The organism is Tatumella ptyseos (genome assembly GCF_030552895.1).
Classification (GTDB): domain Bacteria; phylum Pseudomonadota; class Gammaproteobacteria; order Enterobacterales; family Enterobacteriaceae; genus Rosenbergiella; species Rosenbergiella ptyseos_A.
Genome location: NZ_CP130649.1, coordinates 2303824 through 2324296 on the forward strand (window position 1 = coordinate 2303824; position 20473 = coordinate 2324296).

General features: G+C 47.2%; 14 protein-coding genes, 2 tRNA genes and 3 rRNA genes. 4 read left to right on the forward strand and 15 right to left on the reverse strand.

Annotated features, from left to right (window positions below):
- Nucleotide 1: 1 nt before the first annotated feature.
- The 7 genes from pqqE to QJR74_RS11050 form a co-directional block, all read right to left on the reverse strand.
- Nucleotides 2-1138 (reverse strand): pyrroloquinoline quinone biosynthesis protein PqqE, encoded by a 1137-nt coding sequence (pqqE, locus tag QJR74_RS11020; RefSeq protein WP_304371908.1) that lies wholly within the window; start codon nucleotides 1136-1138, stop codon nucleotides 2-4.
- Nucleotides 1128-1406 (reverse strand): pyrroloquinoline quinone biosynthesis peptide chaperone PqqD, encoded by a 279-nt coding sequence (gene pqqD, locus QJR74_RS11025; RefSeq protein WP_092678107.1) that lies wholly within the window; start codon nucleotides 1404-1406, stop codon nucleotides 1128-1130. Before pqqD ends, pqqE begins: the two co-directional genes overlap by 11 nt.
- A 5-nt stretch (nucleotides 1407-1411) precedes the next feature.
- Nucleotides 1412-2167, reverse strand: coding sequence for a pyrroloquinoline-quinone synthase PqqC (pqqC, locus tag QJR74_RS11030; protein ID WP_304371910.1), 756 nt, complete (start codon nucleotides 2165-2167; stop codon nucleotides 1412-1414).
- Nucleotide 2168: 1 nt separating this feature from the next.
- Entirely contained in the window at nucleotides 2169-3086 is a 918-nt protein-coding gene (pqqB, locus tag QJR74_RS11035; RefSeq protein WP_304371911.1) for a pyrroloquinoline quinone biosynthesis protein PqqB, read from the reverse strand.
- A gap of 61 nt (nucleotides 3087-3147) precedes the next feature.
- Nucleotides 3148-3219, reverse strand: coding sequence for a pyrroloquinoline quinone precursor peptide PqqA (gene pqqA / locus QJR74_RS11040; RefSeq protein ID WP_099823985.1), 72 nt, complete (start codon nucleotides 3217-3219; stop codon nucleotides 3148-3150).
- Nucleotides 3220-3326: 107 nt separating this feature from the next.
- A complete protein-coding gene (locus tag QJR74_RS11045; RefSeq protein WP_304371912.1) occupies nucleotides 3327-4340 on the reverse strand; it encodes a dipeptidase in 1014 nt (337 codons plus the stop codon).
- A gap of 2 nt (nucleotides 4341-4342) precedes the next feature.
- Nucleotides 4343-5140 carry an endonuclease/exonuclease/phosphatase family protein gene (locus tag QJR74_RS11050; protein ID WP_250333036.1) on the reverse strand — a complete coding sequence of 266 codons (798 nt, stop codon included), beginning with the start codon at nucleotides 5138-5140 and terminating at the stop codon, nucleotides 4343-4345.
- A 343-nt stretch (nucleotides 5141-5483) separates the two neighbouring features.
- Between QJR74_RS11050 and QJR74_RS11055 the strand changes: the two genes are divergently transcribed.
- Genes QJR74_RS11055 through QJR74_RS11065 form a run of 3 tightly spaced genes read left to right on the forward strand, consistent with a single transcriptional unit; the run spans nucleotide 5484 to nucleotide 9283 of the window.
- Nucleotides 5484-6203: a gluconate 2-dehydrogenase subunit 3 family protein gene (locus tag QJR74_RS11055; protein ID WP_304371913.1), complete on the forward strand. Its 720-nt coding sequence runs from the start codon at nucleotides 5484-5486 to the stop codon at nucleotides 6201-6203.
- Between the two features lies 1 nt (nucleotide 6204).
- On the forward strand, nucleotides 6205-7980 hold the full coding sequence (locus QJR74_RS11060; protein ID WP_304371914.1) for a GMC family oxidoreductase: 1776 nt from the start codon (nucleotides 6205-6207) through the stop codon (nucleotides 7978-7980).
- Nucleotides 7981-7996: 16 nt separating this feature from the next.
- Nucleotides 7997-9283 carry a c-type cytochrome gene (locus QJR74_RS11065; RefSeq protein WP_304371915.1) on the forward strand — a complete coding sequence of 429 codons (1287 nt, stop codon included), beginning with the start codon at nucleotides 7997-7999 and terminating at the stop codon, nucleotides 9281-9283.
- Nucleotides 9284-9392: 109 nt separating this feature from the next.
- On the opposite strand, the gene QJR74_RS11070 is transcribed toward QJR74_RS11065, so the two are convergent.
- From QJR74_RS11070 to rluD, 8 genes are all read right to left on the reverse strand, one after another.
- A tRNA-Asp gene (locus QJR74_RS11070) sits at nucleotides 9393-9469 on the reverse strand.
- Nucleotides 9470-9561: 92 nt separating this feature from the next.
- Nucleotides 9562-9677, reverse strand: a 5S ribosomal RNA gene (rrf, locus tag QJR74_RS11075).
- A 207-nt stretch (nucleotides 9678-9884) separates the two neighbouring features.
- Nucleotides 9885-12792, reverse strand: a 23S ribosomal RNA gene (locus QJR74_RS11080).
- 190 nt (nucleotides 12793-12982) lie between these two features.
- A tRNA-Glu gene (locus QJR74_RS11085) sits at nucleotides 12983-13058 on the reverse strand.
- Between the two features lie 86 nt (nucleotides 13059-13144).
- A 16S ribosomal RNA gene (locus QJR74_RS11090) occupies nucleotides 13145-14687 on the reverse strand.
- Together the 16S, 23S and 5S rRNA genes with 2 tRNA genes alongside form the textbook arrangement of a ribosomal RNA operon.
- Before the next feature lie 439 nt (nucleotides 14688-15126).
- A complete protein-coding gene (gene clpB / locus QJR74_RS11095; protein ID WP_304371916.1) occupies nucleotides 15127-17700 on the reverse strand; it encodes an ATP-dependent chaperone ClpB in 2574 nt (857 codons plus the stop codon).
- A gap of 120 nt (nucleotides 17701-17820) precedes the next feature.
- A complete protein-coding gene (gene yfiH, locus QJR74_RS11100) occupies nucleotides 17821-18558 on the reverse strand; it encodes a purine nucleoside phosphorylase YfiH (RefSeq protein WP_304371917.1) in 738 nt (245 codons plus the stop codon).
- On the reverse strand, nucleotides 18555-19535 hold the full coding sequence (rluD, locus tag QJR74_RS11105) for a 23S rRNA pseudouridine(1911/1915/1917) synthase RluD (protein WP_304371919.1): 981 nt from the start codon (nucleotides 19533-19535) through the stop codon (nucleotides 18555-18557). Before rluD ends, yfiH begins: the two co-directional genes overlap by 4 nt.
- A gap of 128 nt (nucleotides 19536-19663) precedes the next feature.
- Here rluD and bamD point away from each other — a divergent pair, with 128 nt between their 5' ends.
- Nucleotides 19664-20398 carry an outer membrane protein assembly factor BamD gene (gene bamD, locus QJR74_RS11110; protein ID WP_304371920.1) on the forward strand — a complete coding sequence of 245 codons (735 nt, stop codon included), beginning with the start codon at nucleotides 19664-19666 and terminating at the stop codon, nucleotides 20396-20398.
- Nucleotides 20399-20473: the final 75 nt, after the last annotated feature.

Below are 20473 nucleotides of genomic sequence, written 5' to 3' on the forward strand. Positions count from 1 at the left end.
CCTAGACCGATGTTTTGAAAATTAACTCGGAATTACGCTGATGCCTAAACTGTAGCTGTTCGATGGTCATCTGGCAGTGATTAGCCTCTTCCCTCGCTTCGAGAATTTTTCCATGATGAGCAGACTTACTGCATACTGGATCAGCATTATCGGCATTACCCGTTAACATGAAGGCTTGGCAACGACATCCACCAAAGTCTTTTTCTTTTTCATCGCAAGAGCGGCAAGGTTCTGGCATCCAGTCATAACCGCGGTAACGATTGAAGCCAAATGAGTTGTACCAAATATCGTCAAGACGATGCTCTAATACTGATGGGAATTCAATGGGGAGCTGGCGTGCACTGTGGCATGGTAACGCTTTACCATCCGGCGTGACATTCATAAAGATAGCCCCCCAGCCACCCATACAGCCTTTAGGTCGCTCTTCATAATAATCTGGGGTGACAAAGATCAAGTTAGTCAAATTACCTGACGCTGCCATTTTCTCTCGATAAGAAGCAACCACCTTTTCAGCATCGGCAATCTGTTTTCTGGTCGGTAGCAATCCTTCACGATTAAGTTGCGCCCAGCCATAGAATTGACAAGTCGCCAGTTCTACATCGTCTGCTTCAAGCTCAATACAAAGCTCAATGATCCGATCAATCTGATCAATATTGTGTCGATGTAAAACAAAGTTTAATACCATAGGATAGCCATGCGCTTTAACCGCTTTAGCCATCTCTAGTTTTTGAGTGAAGGCTTTTTTTGAGCCGGCCAATGCAGCATTCAACGTCTCATCGCTGGCTTGGAAACTGATTTGGATATGATCCAGTCCGGCTTCAGCAAACAGATCCAACTTTTTTGCGGTTAAGCCTATCCCTGAGGTAATCAGATTCGTATAGAAACCGAGTTCGCGCGCAGCAGCGATAAGCTCCGGCAGATCCTTGCGAGTCAACGGCTCGCCCCCAGAAAAGCCAAGCTGTACACTTCCCATCGCTCGGGCTTGCTTGAAAACCTCTATCCATTGCGCGGTGGTCAGCTCTTCACTTGCCCTTGCAAAATCTAGTGGATTTGAACAATAAGGGCACTGTAACGGGCAGCGATAGGTGAGCTCAGCCAATAACCATAGCGGCGCTTTAATATCTGGATTACTTTGCATCGTTCAGCAAAATCCACTTTTGACGGTAAGCCGCCTGAAGAAAATCGATAACATCCTCATCCACGCCTCCTGCATCAGGAAAGCGGGTATTCAGTTTTTCGATGATCAAATCGACACTTGCGACACCATCAACGAGCTCTAAAATCATGGCTGCCGACTCATTAAGTTTCGCCATGCCTTCTGGATAGAGGATCACATGCTGTTGTTGAGTCTCTTCCCATTGCATACGGTAGCCACGTCGAAAACAGGGTACTGCAGATAACGTCATCATTTTTACACCAAACGCGTCGTGTGCCAAACTGGTTGGTCGGTCACTGTGTGATAAGGGGCACGGTCTAAGCTGTAAGCCATGGTCATGGCATCAAGCATAGTCCAAAGAATATCGAGCTTAAATTGTAAGATTTCCAGCATACGCGTCTGTTTTTCCGCCGTATCGAAAATCTCTAAGGCTAAGGATAGCCCATGCTCAACATCTCGCCGAGCTTGGCCAAGGCGGCTTCGGAAATAAAAATAGCCGTCCTCTTTAATCCAAGGATAGTGCTGAGGCCAGCTATCTAAACGAGATTGGTGTATTTGCGGTGCAAAAAGTTCTGTTAATGAACTACAGGCTGCTTCCTGCCAATTCGCTCGGCGCGCGAAATTAACATACGCATCGACCGCAAAACGTACTCCAGGTAGCACATGTTGTTCAGAGAGTAACTCTTCTCGAGTTAATCCAACGGCTTCCCCTAACTGCAGCCAAGCTTCAATGCCCCCTTCACTCTCCCCTTCGCCATCGTGGTCAAGAATACGCTGTACCCATTGACGTCTTACGCTGGGATCGGGACAGTTGGCCATGATCGCTGCATCTTTCAAAGGAATATTAGTTTGGTAATAAAAACGGTTCGCTACCCATCCCTGAATTTGTTGTTTTGTTGCTTGCCCATTATGCATAGCAATATGGTAAGGATGATGGATATGGTAATAAGCCCCTTTATCGCGCAGGGCCTGTTCAAAAGCTTCTGGTGTTAGCGTTTCGCGGACGTACATTTTATTCTCCCAACGTGATTTCCATACCGTCCCAACTGACTTCTATGCCTGCCTTATCAAGGCTAGCTCTCTCGGGGGAGGATTCGTTTAGTATTGGGTTAGTATTATTAATGTGAATCAATATTTTGCGCTGAGCTTTAAGGGTCGCCAGCATTGCCATCATACCTTTCTCTTCAGAAAGCGCTAAATGGCCCATGGCTTTACCAGTATTCACGCCTACACCGGTTGCAACTAACTCGTTATCCTGCCAGACAGTCCCATCGATGAGTAAGCAATCAGCCTTTTGTAACCAAGGCAAAATGACATCGTCGGGTTCACCTAAACCAGGGGCATAAAGCACACTCTTACCCGTTGACTCATCTTCAATAAAGAGCGCAACGTTGTGCCCTGGTAACGGCTTATCACGCCATGGTGAATATGGCGGAGCATTACTCATAATGGGAATTGCGGTAAAACGCAGTTGTGTGCAAACTCGTGTTTTAAAAGCTTCCATCGGCACAATCGGCTGATGAAGTAAGCCGCCATTCCAATGCGTTAGCATCGGAAAAATGGGAAACCCTGTCGAGAGGTCCTCATGGACCTCAGCAGTACACCAAACACGATGCGGACAGCCTTCACGTAAGCTCAAAAGGCCTGTACTGTGGTCAATTTGGCTATCTGTGAGAATGATGTCGCTTATTGTGGTTCCACGCAGATGGCCGTGCTTAACAAATTCCGGGGTATGACGAATTTGCTCGGAGATATCTGGTGAAGCATTGCACAGCACCCAATCTTGGCGATTATCGCTAATAAGTATCGAGGATTGTGTGCGCGGACGCGCAGGAATGGTGCCTTCTCTGACGCCCTGACAATTGGCACAGTTGCAATTCCATTGAGGAAAACCACCACCGGCGGCAGAGCCTAAAACTTTGATAAACATAGAAGTGTCGATTTAAAGAAAGGAAGATGCCCGCGCATCAACGCGGGCATAGATGTGCTATTTAGCGATTAGAGATGTACAGAGTGATTTCCATACCTAAACGCATATCTTCAAATTCTGGTTTTTTCCACATGGTGTTGTCCTCATTATTATCGTCTAGGCAACTATTCGTTGCCATCGGGAAGTAAATGTTGCGCTAATGTTTCGCCAAGGTCAACACTAAACCAAAATTAATCCGCGTTATTGACCCCAGGTGCGTTCGAGTACTCTTAACCAGTTTCGATGCATGATTTTCTCTAGACTCTCAGCGGAAAAACCTCGGCTATAAAGCCGCTCAGTCAGAAAGGGTAGCCCTGTGACGTCACCTAGAGACTTTGGTACCGATACACCGTCGAAGTCTGAGCCTAAAGCAAGATGGTCTTCACCGATAAGCTCTGCCACATAACAAAAATGGTCCGCCAACGTATCGAGCGAAGTCTCTTCAATCCGTGCACCATCAGTGCGAATGAAAGCATTACCGAAATTAATCCCCACTACACCGCCACTCTCTGCAATAGCTAAGAGTTGTTGATTGGTGAGATTTCGAGGCTGTGGACAGAGATGATGCACTGACGAATGTGTCGCAATAAGAGGTTGATGGCTAAGCAGGGAGACCTCCCAAAATGTTCTCTCGTTCATGTGAGAACAATCAATAACCATTTTTTTTGCTAGGAGCTGAGCAATAAGATCTTTTCCAGCTGAAGTAAGTCCAGGTCCACTGTCAGGTGTACCAGGAAAAGCACCCGTTACCCCTTCGCCAAAAGCATTAGGGGTATTCCAAAAAGGCCCTACGCTTCTAACACCCGCTTGATAAAAGGCTTCGAGAGCGGCGTTATCAAGTGCCAATGCATCAGCCCCCTCAATATGTGCCACCGCAGCAAAAACCTGCCGCGTGATTGCGCGATGTATAGCTGCCGAGGTCGTACAAAGTTCCATTTTTCCTTCGGATTGTTGGATCAACGTTTTTAATATAGCGAGCTGTTCCCACATCACCTCGAGAGGGTTTTCTAGCTTTTTAGCGTGATGAGGGTATTTTTCTGCAATGTAATGTCTGGGTGGAATGAAGATCGCAAAGAGCCCCCCAATCAAGCCAGCCTGCTGTATACGAGGAAAATCGAGATGCCCATCGACCTTCTCAAAAAAAGCCGCTGGGTTATTTGGATAATTCAACCATAAGTTAAGTAAGAGGTCATTATGGCCATCGAAACATTGCATAGTTAGCGACTCTCCGTGAAACTGAATTCGGCAAATAACGGGTTATGGTCCGAAGCTTCAGTTTTCAAAACGCGAGCATTCTTGATAGACATCCCCCGATAAAATATAAAATCGAGCGGCCTTCCAAAAGCCGTTCGGCGAAAGTCTTGCGGAAAGCGGACTTCTTTTAAAGACTGATCACGGATAAATGCGTAGAGAACATTCATACGTTGTCTGCTCCAAGAATTGAAGTCTCCCCCCATCATGACAGGCCCTTGGTGAGTTCGCATTTGCTCTCCCACCGCTGCTAGTTGCTTACGGTAAATATCAATTCCAAGACTAAAATTCACCGCATGAATATTGACGACCATTAACATTCGACCATCAGGAAGAGGATATACGGTAATGAGTGCCGATTTAGCCATACGAAGCAGTGGTTCACGCTCATGTAACGGACAGCAAAAAACTGCCGAGGTACCTGATAATGTCATGACGCCCGAGGGATGTTGAGGGAATTGTAAGGCAGGAACCTGTTCCACAGAGATATGGTGTTTAGTTGCATAAGCGATGAGTTCAGGCGTAGTCTGCGCTTCTTGCAATAAAATTAAATGGCTCTCTTTTCCTAGCCCCAACAGGACCGATTGCCAATCCGCTCTCTGCTGTTTAAAAATATTCCAAACTAATACTTTCAAGGTTTTATAAGCGGGCAAACGTGCACCCTCTGGCAAACAATACGTAAGGGGATCACTGTTTTCTGGCGCAAAGATAATCTCGTTAGGTTGACCTGCGACATATCTCACTGCATAGGCTTTTTTACGCACCCTCTCCCCTACCTCTCTACTTATTAACCATCTCCCATACTACGCAGGGCCAATAAAAATACCAAGGACTTGCACACCTCTTCTTCTCATATAGCACTAGGTTCAGAGGGAAATTTAACATAGATCAAACTATTAGCAGAATTAAATAACTAGCATCGCTAACAATTAGGATTAATGAATAATAATATCAATCACTTAGAAAAAGACTCTCAGTAGTAGAAAAATCCAAGCACTTTTTAACCTTGTATTAACAATTATTCCCCTCTAGTTTCTAAGGTTTTACCTTAACTCCATTATCCACCGCACGATGGACCCATTATTTAAAAAAATACGGAGATATTCCATGAGTCACGATCCCTATATTTCGTCTCGGCGGCATTTCTTAAAACGTTCACTCAGTCTCATTCCTTTAGCCGCAGCGAGCGGTAGTTTGCTCACCCATGAGGCACTCGCCGCAGAGAAAAAATCAGAATCGGTTACTGAGCACTATGTTCCTGCTTTTTTCAATAATGATGAATGGCGGACAGTTATCGCCATAACCGATCGATTAATTCCTGAAGATGAACTCGGTCCAGGTGCGGTAAGCGAGGGCGTTCCAATCTTTATCGACAAGCAAATGGAATTACCTTACGGGTATGGACACTTATGGTACATGAAGGGTCCATTTGCTGATGCTGAGCCGGAAATTGGTTATCAATCGTCGTCTGTGCCAAGAGAAACTTGGCGTCGCGGAATTCGCGGCCTTAATCAGTGGTGCCATGAACAGCATAATGCAGAATTTAGCCAACTCCCCTCGGAAACCCAAGACAGTATCCTGCAAAAGCTTGAAGAAGGGACAGTGAATTTCCGTGATATGTCGGGGAAGTTGTTTTTCACTCAGGCACTCGACAATACAAAAGAAGGCTATCTCGCTGACCCATTACACGGTGGTAATCAGACGTTAGCCTCATGGAAATTAATTGGTTACCCAGGAGCCAGAGCTGACTATCCGCAAGTATTAGATCATCCAAACCAGCCTTACCCATTAGGTCCAGTCAGTATTTCCGGGAAGAGGATTATTTAAGATGGCAATTAAAAAACCGGGCGTAGATATCGTTATTGTAGGTTTCGGCTGGACGGGCTCATTAATGGCAAAAGAGCTCGCTGAGAGTGGACTTAATATTGTTGCACTGGAGCGTGGAGAAGCACGTGACACCTACCCTGATTTTGCCTATCCCAAAATTACCGATGAACTCACTTATGGCATTAGATTAAAGCTTTTTCAAAATGCATCAAAAGAAACCGTTACTGTCCGGCATAATTCTTCTCAGACCGCACTACCCTATCGTCGTTTTGGGTCATTCTTACCTGGAGATGGAGTGGGAGGGGCCGGTAGCCACTGGAATGGAATGTTATGGCGGCCACTCGAAGCCGATTTGCGTATGCGCAGTACGGTGGTTGAAAAGTATGGTGCTAACTTCATCCCTAAGGATATGACCGTTCAAGATTATCCCTTTACTTACGCTGAAATGGAGCCTTACTTCGATAAATTTGAAAAGATTTGTGGCACGGCAGGACAGGCAGGTAACGTACGAGGAGAACTTATAGAAGGTGGGAATCCTTTTGAAGCCGTTCGTCAAAACGCTTATCCCACTAAACCTTTGAAAACACAGTATGCCGGCATGCTTTTTAGCGAGGCAGCTAAAAAGTTAGGCTATCATCCTTTCCCGGTACCTGCAGCCAATTGTACTGAACCCTATACTAATCCGTACGGTGTACAAATGGGCGTTTGCAACTATTGTGGATTTTGTGAACGTTTTGGCTGCTATAACTACTCTAAGGCATCGCCACAAGCCTGCGTATTGCCCGCTTTAAAGCCCTTTAATAATATTGAACTAAGAACCCAATGCCACGTTATAAGAGTCAATACTGATTCAACCGGACAACAGGCTACAGGCGTCACTTATATCGATGCAGAGGGCCAGGAAGTGGAACAACCTGCAAATCTAGTTATCCTCAGTGCATTTCAATTACACAATGTCCGCTTATTATTACTCTCGAAAATAGGTAAACCTTATAATCCCCTAACAGGTGAAGGGGTAGTAGGCCGTAATTATGCATACCAAATGAATGGTGGTATTAGTCTATTTTTTAAACCCGACAGTATATTTAATCCATTTGCTGCAACGGGCACCTCGGGTATGTTTATCGATGAGTTCAATGCAGAAAACTTTGATCACTCCACATTAAATTTTATCGGTGGAGCCACCATCTCAGCCACCACTACTGGTGGACGCCCCATTCAGCAAATGGCTATCCCCTCCCACGCGCCGAAATGGGGCTCAGGATGGAAACGGGCTATTCGTGATAATTATTTACACACCATGAATGTAGGATCATCCGGCTCAGTAATGCCTTATAAGCAATGCTATCTAGATCTTGATCCAACCTATACCGATGTACACGGACAACCTCTATTGCGTATGACATTTGACTGGCAACCGAATGAGTTAAAGATGACCCATTTCATCGGTCAAAAATCTGAAGAAATCGTTAAGTTGATCAATCCCGAACACTATGAAATGAATTATATGGGAATGGATGCACATTACGATGTTCGTCCCTATCAATCTACCCATACCACCGGTGGTGCAGTAATGGGAAGCGACCCTAAAACGAGCGTAGTCAATAAGTATCTCCAAAGTTGGGATGTTCCCAATCTATTCGTTCTTGGTGCCTGTTGCTTCCCTCAAAACCTGGCCTATAACCCGACAGGAATTGTTGGTGCGACTGCCTTGTTTGCAGCGAATGCAATACGTACTCGTTACTTAGCGAACCCCGGGCCTTTAGTTCAGGTATAAAAAGGGAGAGACTCTTATGTTGAAATGGAACACACGGTTAACTGCACTTTCCTTACTGGCAATTTCACACTATGGCTTGGCCAATCCAGTTCTCACTAAGGCACAAGAACTCGTTGCGGCGGGAGATTGTGTTGCATGCCACACAGCCCCAGGTGGAAAAAACTTTGCAGGCGGTTTAAAAATGTCGACACCAATAGGGGCGATTTACTCTACCAATATTACTCCAGATAAAGAGTATGGAATTGGTAATTATACTTATGATGATTTTGTCAAAGCCGTACGTGGCGGTATCGCAAAAGATGGTCATCACCTCTACCCCGCGATGCCCTATATATCATTTTCCAAAATCACTGATGCCGATATGAAAGTATTGTATGAGTATTTCATGCACAGCGTCCCGGCCGTATCACAGAAAAATAGAGATAGTGATATCCGGTGGCCACTAAGTATGCGTTGGCCTCTCGCAATCTGGAATCAGTTATTTTATGACGGAAAAATCTATCAAAACGATCCGCATCAAAGCCCTCAATGGAATCGTGGGGCATACCTAGTTCAAGGACTAGCACACTGTGGTACCTGCCATACTCCACGAGGAATAGGGTTTCAAGAGAAGGCTCTTGATCAACAGAACCCAGCCTATTTAACAGGGGGAACACTAGAGGGTTGGCATGCTCCTGATCTGACTAGTAATGTCAAAGACGGTTTAGGACGTTGGTCAACCAGTCAGCTTGTTGAGTTCCTTAAAACCGGAAGAACGGATCAAAGTGCTGCATTTGGCTCGATGACTGATGTGATTGAGCATAGTACTCAATATCTTAGTCAACAAGATTTAGCCGCTATCGCTCTCTACCTTAAATCGTTAAAGCCCGCTAATGACAAAGCGGTTGCCCCTAAAGAAGATGAGTCAACGTCTATCGCATTACTTAAGGGAGACTTATCACAGCGAGGGGCACGAGAATATATGGATAATTGTTCTGCCTGCCACCGAATTGATGGTAAAGGCTATGCAAAAACCTTCCCATCATTAGCGCTTAATTCAGCAGTATTGAGTGACGACCCTTCTTCACTAATAAGTGTTGTACTAAAGGGAAGTAAAATGGCCGTCACTCAAGATGCGATAACAGGTTTGACTATGCCTGATTTTGGCTGGAGATTAACTAACCAACAAGTCGCAGATGTCGTCACGTTTATTCGTCAAAGTTGGGGAAATAATGCTTCTGCAGTTACCGCTGACCAAGTTAAGAAATTGCGTAATAAGGATTCAACGTCAGAACGGAAACAAGAAGATAATAAGTTACATTAATTGAGACACGGGTAAGCCGTTTTTAATTTAGCGGGTTACCCTGATAAAGTAATTTTCGAATAATACAAAAAAGCCATATCATCGCTGATATGGCTTTTTCTTTAAAAAGTGGCGGAACGGACGGGGCTCGAACCCGCGACCCCCTGCGTGACAGGCAGGTATTCTAACCAACTGAACTACCGCTCCACCGATTCTGTCTCAAAGCAGCATTGCTACCTTGCTTGTTTCTCCCGCACCGTGTCAAGGGTGTGGTCATGACCTATTGGTCTTAATTGGATGCCTGGCAGTTCCCTACTCTCGCATGGGGAGACCCCACACTACCATCGGCGCTACGGCGTTTCACTTCTGAGTTCGGCATGGGGTCAGGTGGGACCACCGCGCTAGTGCCGCCAGGCAAATTCTTGGTGCTAAAAACGTGTCTTTTTAACGTACTCGGCGTTAACTTCCCTCGCGCTAGTCAGTCACATACCGGTGTATGCTCCTTCCTATCGCTTGGTCGTCGCCTTGATTACGATAAAAATTCATCGTTTCTACAAATTCGTTTCTTAAAATCTGTCAACGCGCTGATAAATCTCTCATTCCAAAACGCCTCTGGCGTTGTAAGGTTAAGCCTCACGGGTCATTAGTACTGGTTAGCTCAATGCATCGCTGCACTTACACACCCAGCCTATCAACGTCGTAGTCTTCAACGTCCCTTCAGGACTCTCAAGGAGTCAGGGAGAACTCATCTTGGGGCAAGTTTCGTGCTTAGATGCTTTCAGCACTTATCTTTTCCGCACTTAGCTACCGGGCAATGCCATTGGCATGACAACCCGAACACCAGTGGTGCGTTCACTCCGGTCCTCTCGTACTAGGAGCAACCCCCCTCAATTCTCCAACGCCCACGGCAGATAGGGACCGAACTGTCTCACGACGTTCTAAACCCAGCTCGCGTACCACTTTAAACGGCGAACAGCCGTACCCTTGGGACCTACTTCAGCCCCAGGATGTGATGAGCCGACATCGAGGTGCCAAACACCGCCGTCGATATGAACTCTTGGGCGGTATCAGCCTGTTATCCCCGGAGTACCTTTTATCCGTTGAGCGATGGCCCTTCCATTCAGAACCACCGGATCACTAAGACCTGCTTTCGCACCTGCTCGAACTGTCACTCTCGCAGTCAAGCTAGCTTATGCCTTTGCACTAACCTCACGATGTCCGACCGTGATTAGCTAACCTTCGTGCTCCTCCGTTACTCTTTGGGAGGAGACCGCCCCAGTCAAACTACCCACCAGACACTGTCCGCAACCCGGATCACGGGTCTACGTTAGAACATCAAACATTAAAGGGTGGTATTTCAAGGTTGGCTCCATGCAGACTGGCGTCCACACTTCAAAGCCTCCCACCTATCCTACACATCAAGGCTCAATGTTCAGTGTCAAGCTATAGTAAAGGTTCACGGGGTCTTTCCGTCTTGCCGCGGGTACACTGCATCTTCACAGCGATTTCAATTTCACTGAGTCTCGGGTGGAGACAGCCTGGCCATCATTACGCCATTCGTGCAGGTCGGAACTTACCCGACAAGGAATTTCGCTACCTTAGGACCGTTATAGTTACGGCCGCCGTTTACTGGGGCTTCGATCAAGAGCTTCTCCTTACGGATAACCCCATCAATTAACCTTCCAGCACCGGGCAGGCGTCACACCGTATACGTCCACTTTCGTGTTTGCACAGTGCTGTGTTTTTAATAAACAGTTGCAGCCAGCTGGTATCTTCGACTGGCTTCAGCTCCAGGAGCAAGTCCCTTCACCTACGCGCCAGCGTGCCTTCTCCCGAAGTTACGGCACCATTTTGCCTAGTTCCTTCACCCGAGTTCTCTCAAGCGCCTTGGTATTCTCTACCTGATCACCTGTGTCGGTTTGGGGTACGATTCAATGTTACCTAGAGCTTAGAGGCTTTTCCTGGAAGCATGGCATCAATTACTTCAGTTCCGTAGAACCTCGTCATCACGTCTCAGCCTTAAGATAGTCCGGATTTACCAAAACTATCAGCCTACTCGCTTAAACCGGGACAACCGTCGCCCGGATAACCTAGCCTTCTCCGTCCCCCCTTCGCAGTAACACCAAGTACAGGAATATTAACCTGTTTCCCATCGACTACGCTTTTCAGCCTCGCCTTAGGGGTCGACTCACCCTGCCCCGATTAACGTTGGACAGGAACCCTTGATCTTCCGGCGAGCGGGTTTTTCACCCGCTTTATCGTTACTTATGTCAGCATTCGCACTTCTGATACCTCCAGCAAACCTCACAGTTCACCTTCAACGGCTTACAGAACGCTCCCCTACCCAACAACACATAGTGTCGCTGCCGCAGCTTCGGTGCATAGTTTAGCCCCGTTACATCTTCCGCGCAGGCCGACTCGACCAGTGAGCTATTACGCTTTCTTTAAATGATGGCTGCTTCTAAGCCAACATCCTGGCTGTCTGGGCCTTCCCACATCGTTTCCCACTTAACTATGACTTTGGGACCTTAGCTGGCGGTCTGGGTTGTTTCCCTCTTCACGACGGACGTTAGCACCCGCCGTGTGTCTCCCGTGATAACATTCTTCGGTATTCGTAGTTTGCATCGGGTTGGTAAGCCGGGATGGCCCCCTAGCCGAAACAGTGCTCTACCCCCGAAGATGAGTTCACGAGGCGCTACCTAAATAGCTTTCGGGGAGAACCAGCTATCTCCCGGTTTGATTGGCCTTTCACCCCCAGCCACAAGTCATCCGCTAATTTTTCAACATTAGTCGGTTCGGTCCTCCAGTTAGTGTTACCCAACCTTCAACCTGCCCATGGCTAGATCACCGGGTTTCGGGTCTATACCTTGCAACTTAACGCCCAGTTAAGACTCGGTTTCCCTGCGGCTCCCCTATTCGGTTAACCTTGCTACAAAATATAAGTCGCTGACCCATTATACAAAAGGTACGCAGTCACACGCTCAAGGCGTGCTCCCACTGCTTGTACGTACACGGTTTCAGGTTCTATTTCACTCCCCTCGCCGGGGTTCTTTTCGCCTTTCCCTCACGGTACTGGTTCACTATCGGTCAGTCAGGAGTATTTAGCCTTGGAGGATGGTCCCCCCATATTCAGACAGGATACCACGTGTCCCGCCCTACTCTTCGAGCTCACAATCAGTGCATTTTCATGTACGGGGCTATCACCCTGTATCGCCGGACTTTCCAGACCGTTCCATTAACACACTGACTGATGCAGACTCTGGGCTCCTCCCCGTTCGCTCGCCGCTACTAGGGGAATCTCGGTTGATTTCTTTTCCTCGAGGTACTTAGATGTTTCAGTTCCCTCGGTTCGCCTCGTTAACCTATGTATTCAGTTAACGATAGTGTGTCGAAACACACTGGGTTTCCCCATTCGGATATCGTCGGCTATAACGGTTCATATCACCTTACCGACGCTTTTCGCAGATTAGCACGTCCTTCATCGCCTCTGACTGCCAGGGCATCCACCGTGTACGCTTATTCGCTTAACCTCACAACCCACAGACGTCTTAGACGCTGTAGACTGCAAAAGTCTTTGAGAGACTCCGAATAATTTTCATTATTCAGTGTTTTCAATTTATCAGCTTGTTTCCAGATTTTTAAAGAGCAATATCTTAAAGACGACTCGTAAGTCAGCTTTAAGATAATAGTGTCGGCGACTTTCACTCACAGACCAGCAAGTGGCGTCCCCTAGGGGATTCGAACCCCTGTTACCGCCGTGAAAGGGCGGTGTCCTGGGCCTCTAGACGAAGGGGACATAAGTCTGCTTCGCAAGACGCCTTGCTTCTTTACATTTTCATCAGACAATCTGTGTGAGCACTTCGCAGCAATGTATCTTACAGGTAAGGAGGTGATCCAACCGCAGGTTCCCCTACGGTTACCTTGTTACGACTTCACCCCAGTCATGAATCACAAAGTGGTAAACGCCCTCCCGAAGGTTAAGCTATCTACTTCTTTTGCAACCCACTCCCATGGTGTGACGGGCGGTGTGTACAAGGCCCGGGAACGTATTCACCGTAACATTCTGATTTACGATTACTAGCGATTCCGACTTCATGGAGTCGAGTTGCAGACTCCAATCCGGACTACGACGCACTTTATGAGGTCCGCTTGCTCTCGCGAGGTCGCTTCTCTTTGTATGCGCCATTGTAGCACGTGTGTAGCCCTACTCGTAAGGGCCATGATGACTTGACGTCATCCCCACCTTCCTCCGGTTTATCACCGGCAGTCTCCTTTGAGTTCCCACCATTACGTGCTGGCAACAAAGGATAAGGGTTGCGCTCGTTGCGGGACTTAACCCAACATTTCACAACACGAGCTGACGACAGCCATGCAGCACCTGTCTCAGAGTTCCCGAAGGCACTAAAGCATCTCTGCTAAATTCTCTGGATGTCAAGAGTAGGTAAGGTTCTTCGCGTTGCATCGAATTAAACCACATGCTCCACCGCTTGTGCGGGCCCCCGTCAATTCATTTGAGTTTTAACCTTGCGGCCGTACTCCCCAGGCGGTCGACTTAACGCGTTAGCTCCGGAAGCCACTCCTCAAGGGAACAGCCTCCAAGTCGACATCGTTTACGGCGTGGACTACCAGGGTATCTAATCCTGTTTGCTCCCCACGCTTTCGCACCTGAGCGTCAGTCTTTGTCCAGGGGGCCGCCTTCGCCACCGGTATTCCTCCAGATCTCTACGCATTTCACCGCTACACCTGGAATTCTACCCCCCTCTACAAGACTCAAGCTTGCCAGTTTCAAATGCAGTTCCCAGGTTGAGCCCGGGGATTTCACATCTGACTTAACAAACCGCCTGCGTGCGCTTTACGCCCAGTAATTCCGATTAACGCTTGCACCCTCCGTATTACCGCGGCTGCTGGCACGGAGTTAGCCGGTGCTTCTTCTGTCAGTAACGTCAATGCATGAAAGTATTAGTTTCACACCCTTCCTCCTGACTGAAAGTACTTTACAACCCGAAGGCCTTCTTCATACACGCGGCATGGCTGCATCAGGCTTGCGCCCATTGTGCAATATTCCCCACTGCTGCCTCCCGTAGGAGTCTGGACCGTGTCTCAGTTCCAGTGTGGCTGGTCATCCTCTCAGACCAGCTAGGGATCGTCGCCTAGGTAAGCCATTACCCTACCTACTAGCTAATCCCATCTGGGTTCATCCGATGGTGCGAGGCCCGAAAGTCCCCCGCTTTGGTCTTGCGACATTATGCGGTATTAGCTACCGTTTCCAGTAGTTATCCCCCTCCATCAGGCAGATCCCCAGACATTACTCACCCGTCCGCCACTCGTCAGCAAAGTAGCAAGCTACTCTCTGTTACCGTTCGACTTGCATGTGTTAGGCCTGCCGCCAGCGTTCAATCTGAGCCATGATCAAACTCTTCAATTTAAAGTTTGATGCTCAAAGAAATTGTTCTGTTATTCGTAAATGAATTTTCAGTGTCACTCTTCAAGACTTGATACTACAAAGTTTTTTGTGATATCAATCCTGCGAGTGCCCACACAGATTGTCTGATAAATTGTTAAAGAGCATTGCGAATCAACGTTTTAACTCGTTGTCGCGAGGTGGCGTATATTACTCGCTTCACCTCAGGAGTCAATCATTATTTTGATTTTTTCTCCTGGACCGAATCGCTTCAGTCCCTGTCACCGCGCTGCGTATCGTGCTTTGCCGTGTCAGTGGATGCGCATTATAGGGAGTTCCGCTCAGAGCGCAAGGGATTATTTAAACTTTTTTACTGAGTGGTGATTATTAAATCATTCCGTATAAAAACAAAACAAAAAGGCCTAGAAATTCGCATTCCTAGGCCTTTATTAGTCAATATTGATTACTGCTGGGCGGTAATCACCCCGTCTACGACGCCTAATTTAATGGTCGCGCCCGGTAAAAGTTTTCCAGATAGTATCTGTTGAGCTAATGGGTTTTCAATTTCTTGCTGTATTGCACGCTTCAACGGCCGCGCACCATAGATAGGATCGAAGCCAACCTCACCTAACAGGCCTAATGCCTCTTCAGAAATCTCAACCGAATAGCCACGCTCTTCTAACCGTTTATAGAGACGTTGTAACTGGATTTGAGCAATTTGTGCAATATGCTCATGACTCAGTGGATGGAATACAACGACCTCATCTATACGGTTAATGAATTCTGGACGGAAGTGATGTCCTACTACATCCATCACCACACCTTTCATTTGTCCGTAATCAAGCTCGCCAAACTTATCTTGGATTAAATCCGATCCCAAGTTTGAAGTCATAATGATAACCGTATTACGGAAATCGACTGTCCGACCTTGACCATCCGTTAAACGTCCGTCATCTAAAACTTGCAGCAAGATATTGAAGACATCAGGGTGCGCTTTCTCGACTTCATCCAATAAGATGACAGAGTAAGGCCGTCTACGCACTGCTTCGGTCAAGTAGCCCCCTTCCTCATAACCGACATACCCTGGAGGAGCACCCACTAATCTGGACACTGAATGTTTCTCCATAAATTCGGACATGTCGATACGAACCATTGCCTCATCGCTATCGAAAAGAAAATCAGCGAGAGACTTACAGAGCTCCGTTTTACCCACCCCTGTTGGCCCTAAGAATAAAAAGGACCCCACTGGGCGGTTTGGATCAGCCAGACCCGCTCGGCTACGACGTATCGCATTGGCCACAGCATCCACCGCTTCATCTTGTCCGATGACTCGGTCGTGTAGCGTTTCTTCCATCCGTAAAAGTTTCTCTCTCTCGCCCTCCATCATTCGAGCGACAGGGATCCCGGTCCAGCGTGCTAATACGTCTGCAATCTCAACATCGGTGACTCTGTTACGCAACATCTTCATTTGCTGGGTTTCGGACTGTGTCGCTTGAGCCAGTTGTTTCTCCAATTCCGGAATCTTTCCGTATTGGAGTTCTGACATCTGGCCAAGATCCCCATTGCGTCGTGCTTGCTCCATACTAATACGAGCTTGCTCTAACTCAGATTTAATATGTTGCGTGCCAGTAAGGGAGGCTTTTTCAGCTTTCCACTCTTCTTCAAGCTCCGAGTAACTTTGCTCTTTCTGCGCCAGCTCTGTTTCCAGCATCGCGAGCCGTTTGACACTCGCATCATCCGTCTCTTTCTTAAGGGCTTGCTGCTCTAACTTAAGTTGGATAATCCTACGTTCAAGACGATCCAAAGGCTCTGGTTTGGAGTCGATCTGCATACGAATACTCGATGCCGCCTCATCAATAAGGTCGATAGCTTTATCCGGTAACTGACGATCCGCAATATAACGGTGAGACAGCTGCGCGGCGGCAACAATTGCGGGGTCAGTAATTTGCACATGGTGATGCAACTCGTAACGTTCCTTAAGTCCACGTAGAATCGCAATGGTATCTTCGACACTGGGTTCAGCGACCAGCACTTTTTGGAAGCGACGTTCGAGCGCTGCATCTTTCTCTATATATTGACGATACTCATCTAAAGTAGTCGCACCCACGCAGTGCAATTCGCCACGCGCTAAGGCCGGCTTGAGCATATTTCCGGCATCCATCGCCCCGTCGGCTTTACCTGCTCCCACCATGGTATGGATTTCGTCGATAAAAAGAATGACATTGCCGTCTTGTTTCGACAGATCATTAAGTACTGCTTTGAGCCGCTCTTCAAACTCTCCTCGGAACTTAGCCCCAGCCACCAACGCTCCCATATCTAAGGCTAAAACACGGCGACCTTTAAGTCCTTCCGGCACTTCACCATTAATGATACGTTGCGCTAAACCTTCAACAATCGCCGTTTTACCCACCCCAGGTTCACCAATTAATACGGGGTTATTTTTGGTACGACGTTGTAGAACTTGGATAGTACGCCTAATCTCTTCATCTCGGCCAATAACAGGATCGAGTTTGCCTGACTCAGCACGTTCGGTCAGATCAATAGTGTATTTTTTAAGTGCTTGGCGTTGGTCTTCTGCCCCTTGGTCGTTCACACCCTCTCCCCCTCGAAGTTGATCGATAGCGTTAGTCAGTTTTTCACTGGTTAAACCTACTGATTTCAATAAATCGCTGACGCTTCCACGGGTGTCGAACGCCGCGAGTAAAAAAAGCTCGGATGAGATGTAACTATCACCACGTTTTTGCGCCAATTTATCGCAAAGATTCAATACTCTGATTAATTCAGCAGAAGGCTGAACGTCGCCATCACTCCCTTCTACTTTAGCGAGGCGAGATAAGGCCTGAGATAGCTGAGCTTGAAGCTGAGCAACCTCTACCCCACAAGAGACGAGTAACGGACGAATTGAACCTCCCTCTTGTGCCAATAACGCAGAGAAAAGATGAAGGGGTTCGATGAATTGATTATCACTGCCTAGCGCTAATGATTGTGCATCGGCTAGGGCTTGTTGAAATTTATTAGTAAGACGATCTAGACGCATAATTCCTCCACAAAGGTCAACATGCTATTGACTATAAAATGGAGGTAATTATGAAAAATTCAAGAGTAAGCACCGCAAAAAATAGCTGAAATTTTACCCTCCGCGACTCGAATACTCTGCTTACTCAGTGATCCAGATTAGGGAAGCCATACGACCTGTTTGTCCATCACGGCGGTAGGAGAAAAACTGTTCAGGTTCCGAAAAAGTACAACGATGAGAATGATAAATGGCATTTACGCCCGCATGCTGTAAGCGCAATTCCGCAAGCTTAGGTAAATTGGCTAAATATTTATTGCCGTGCGTGATGAAGCATTGTTCGGCTGCATGATGCGTCTGAATAAAAGCTTCTCTTACCTCCGCACCTACTTCAAAAGCATCAGGGCCAATAGCAGGACCTACCCATGTTATAATCTCCTCCGGCGAACAGTCGAAGGTGTCAACGGTATTTTCCAATATACCGTCACATAATCCTCGCCATCCTGCGTGGGCGGCGGCGACTTGAGTACCTTGACGGTTGGTAAACAAAACCGGTAAACAATCAGCCGTCATCACAATACAGACTTTACCCGCTGCTCGGGTAAAGCTGGCATCGGCATCTATCATTTCAGTCGAGGCCACAGCCGCTTCAACCACACGCTGGCTATGGATCTGATTAAGCCAGAAAGGTTCACTGGGTAACTGTGCAATTTCAGTCAACAGCTCACGATTTTTTGTTACTGCCCTTAGCTCATCCCCAACATGACTACCGAGGTTGAGCGCTTGCCACGGGCTACCGCTGACGCCCCCTAAACGGGTGGTTGAAACGGCACGTACCGTTGAAGGCACACTCCAGTTAGGAACAATCAGCGATTTGCTCATAACCAGTCCATTTGATCGCGATATTCTGCAGTATCAATTTTCAGTGCTTCAATTAACTCCACCATATCTTGGGGCAGTGGCGCATGCCATTCCATCTGGATACCCGTTATCGGGTGATAGAGACGGAGCATCGTGGCATGCAAAGCTTGGCGATCAAAGCCGCGTAATGCATTAATAAACGCTTCACTTGATCCTTTAGGCGGACGTGGACGACCGCCGTAAAGGGGATCCCCCACTAACGAGTGACCGATATGGGCCATGTGCACACGGATTTGGTGCGTTCTCCCCGTTTCCAAGCGTAAACGAAGACGGGTATGGGCACGGAAATGTTCCATAATACGGTAGTGCGTGACGGCCGGTTTGCCCATTGGATGAACCGCCATATGCGTACGCTTGGTAGAGTGACGAGAAATCGCCTCATCAACGGTTCCTCCCGCCGTCATAGTCCCAATTGCAACCGCTTCATATTCGCGGGTAATTTCTCGTCGTTGCAGGCAATCCACCAAGTGGGTTTGCGCAGGAACGGTCTTGGCAACCACCATTAATCCTGTGGTATCCTTATCGAGGCGATGTACAATACCCGCTCGTGGAACATCAGCGATAGCCGGATAGTGATAGAGCAGTGCATTCAAAATCGTTTTATCCGGATTACCGGCACCTGGATGCACAACTAAGTCACGCGGTTTATTAATGACGAGAATATCATCATCTTCGTAGACAATGTTGAGGGGAATATTTTGAGGTTCCCAACGCGCTTCTTCTTGGATTTCTGCGCTGATTATAATTTTCTCGCCACCCAATACTTTTTCTTTGGGTTTATCGGCAACTGTCCCATTAATGGTAACTCTGCCCTGTAAAATCCATTCTTTTATACGAGAACGTGAATAATCAGGGAACAATTCAGCCAAAGACTGATCTAAGCGTTGTCCCAATTGTTCAAGGGAGATGGTTGCAGCGAGTTCTACTTGTTGTGCCATATAAGGTTCTTCGTTAACGTTGGGTTTTTCCGGCAAAGCCGTTTAAGATAATGTGCTATCTTAGCTGATAAACAATGGAAGCCACATATAAATGCTTCCAATAAACTTTTGAGGATAATCAATTCGTCATGATGCGTATGAAATATCTTGTGGCGCTCGCCACGCTTAGCTTAGCTCTGGTCGGATGTTCCGGATCTAAAGATGTTGTTCCTGATAATCCTCCTTCGCAGATTTATGCTACAGCTCAGCAAAAACTGCAAGATGGGAACTTCAGAGGCGCCATCAGCCAGTTAGAAGCTCTGGACAACCGTTACCCATTCGGTCCGTATTCGCAACAGGTACAGCTCGATCTGATCTATGCCTATTATAAGAATGACGACATGCCAATGGCTCAAGCGACCATTTCACGCTTCATGCGTTTAAACCCTACCCACCCTAACATCGACTATGTGATGTATATGCAAGGGTTAACGGATATGGCGCTTGATCAATCTGCTCTACAGCACTTCTTTGGTATTGATCGTTCTGATCGTGATCCATCCAATGCCCGTCAAGCCTTCAAAGACTTTTCGCAATTGGTACAAAGCTATCCAAACAGCCAATATGCACCTGACGCACAGAAACGTTTAGTTGCACTTAAGGATCGGTTATCGACCTATCAATTATCTGTCGTGAAATTCTACACTAAACGTGAGGCATATGTCGCGGTTGTTAATCGTGCTAAAGAGATGTTGAGTGATTATCCGGATACTGTCTCGACTCGCCAAGCCCTTCCGTATATGGAGAATGCTTACCGTAAACTCCAACTAAACACTGAAGCTGATAAAGTAGCAAAATTGATCGCGGCAAATAACGCAAAATAGTAGTCTCAATTCTGCTGACGAACCAGTCACCGATATGTGACTGGTTTTTTTTATAAAGTTACTCCTAACGCTTAT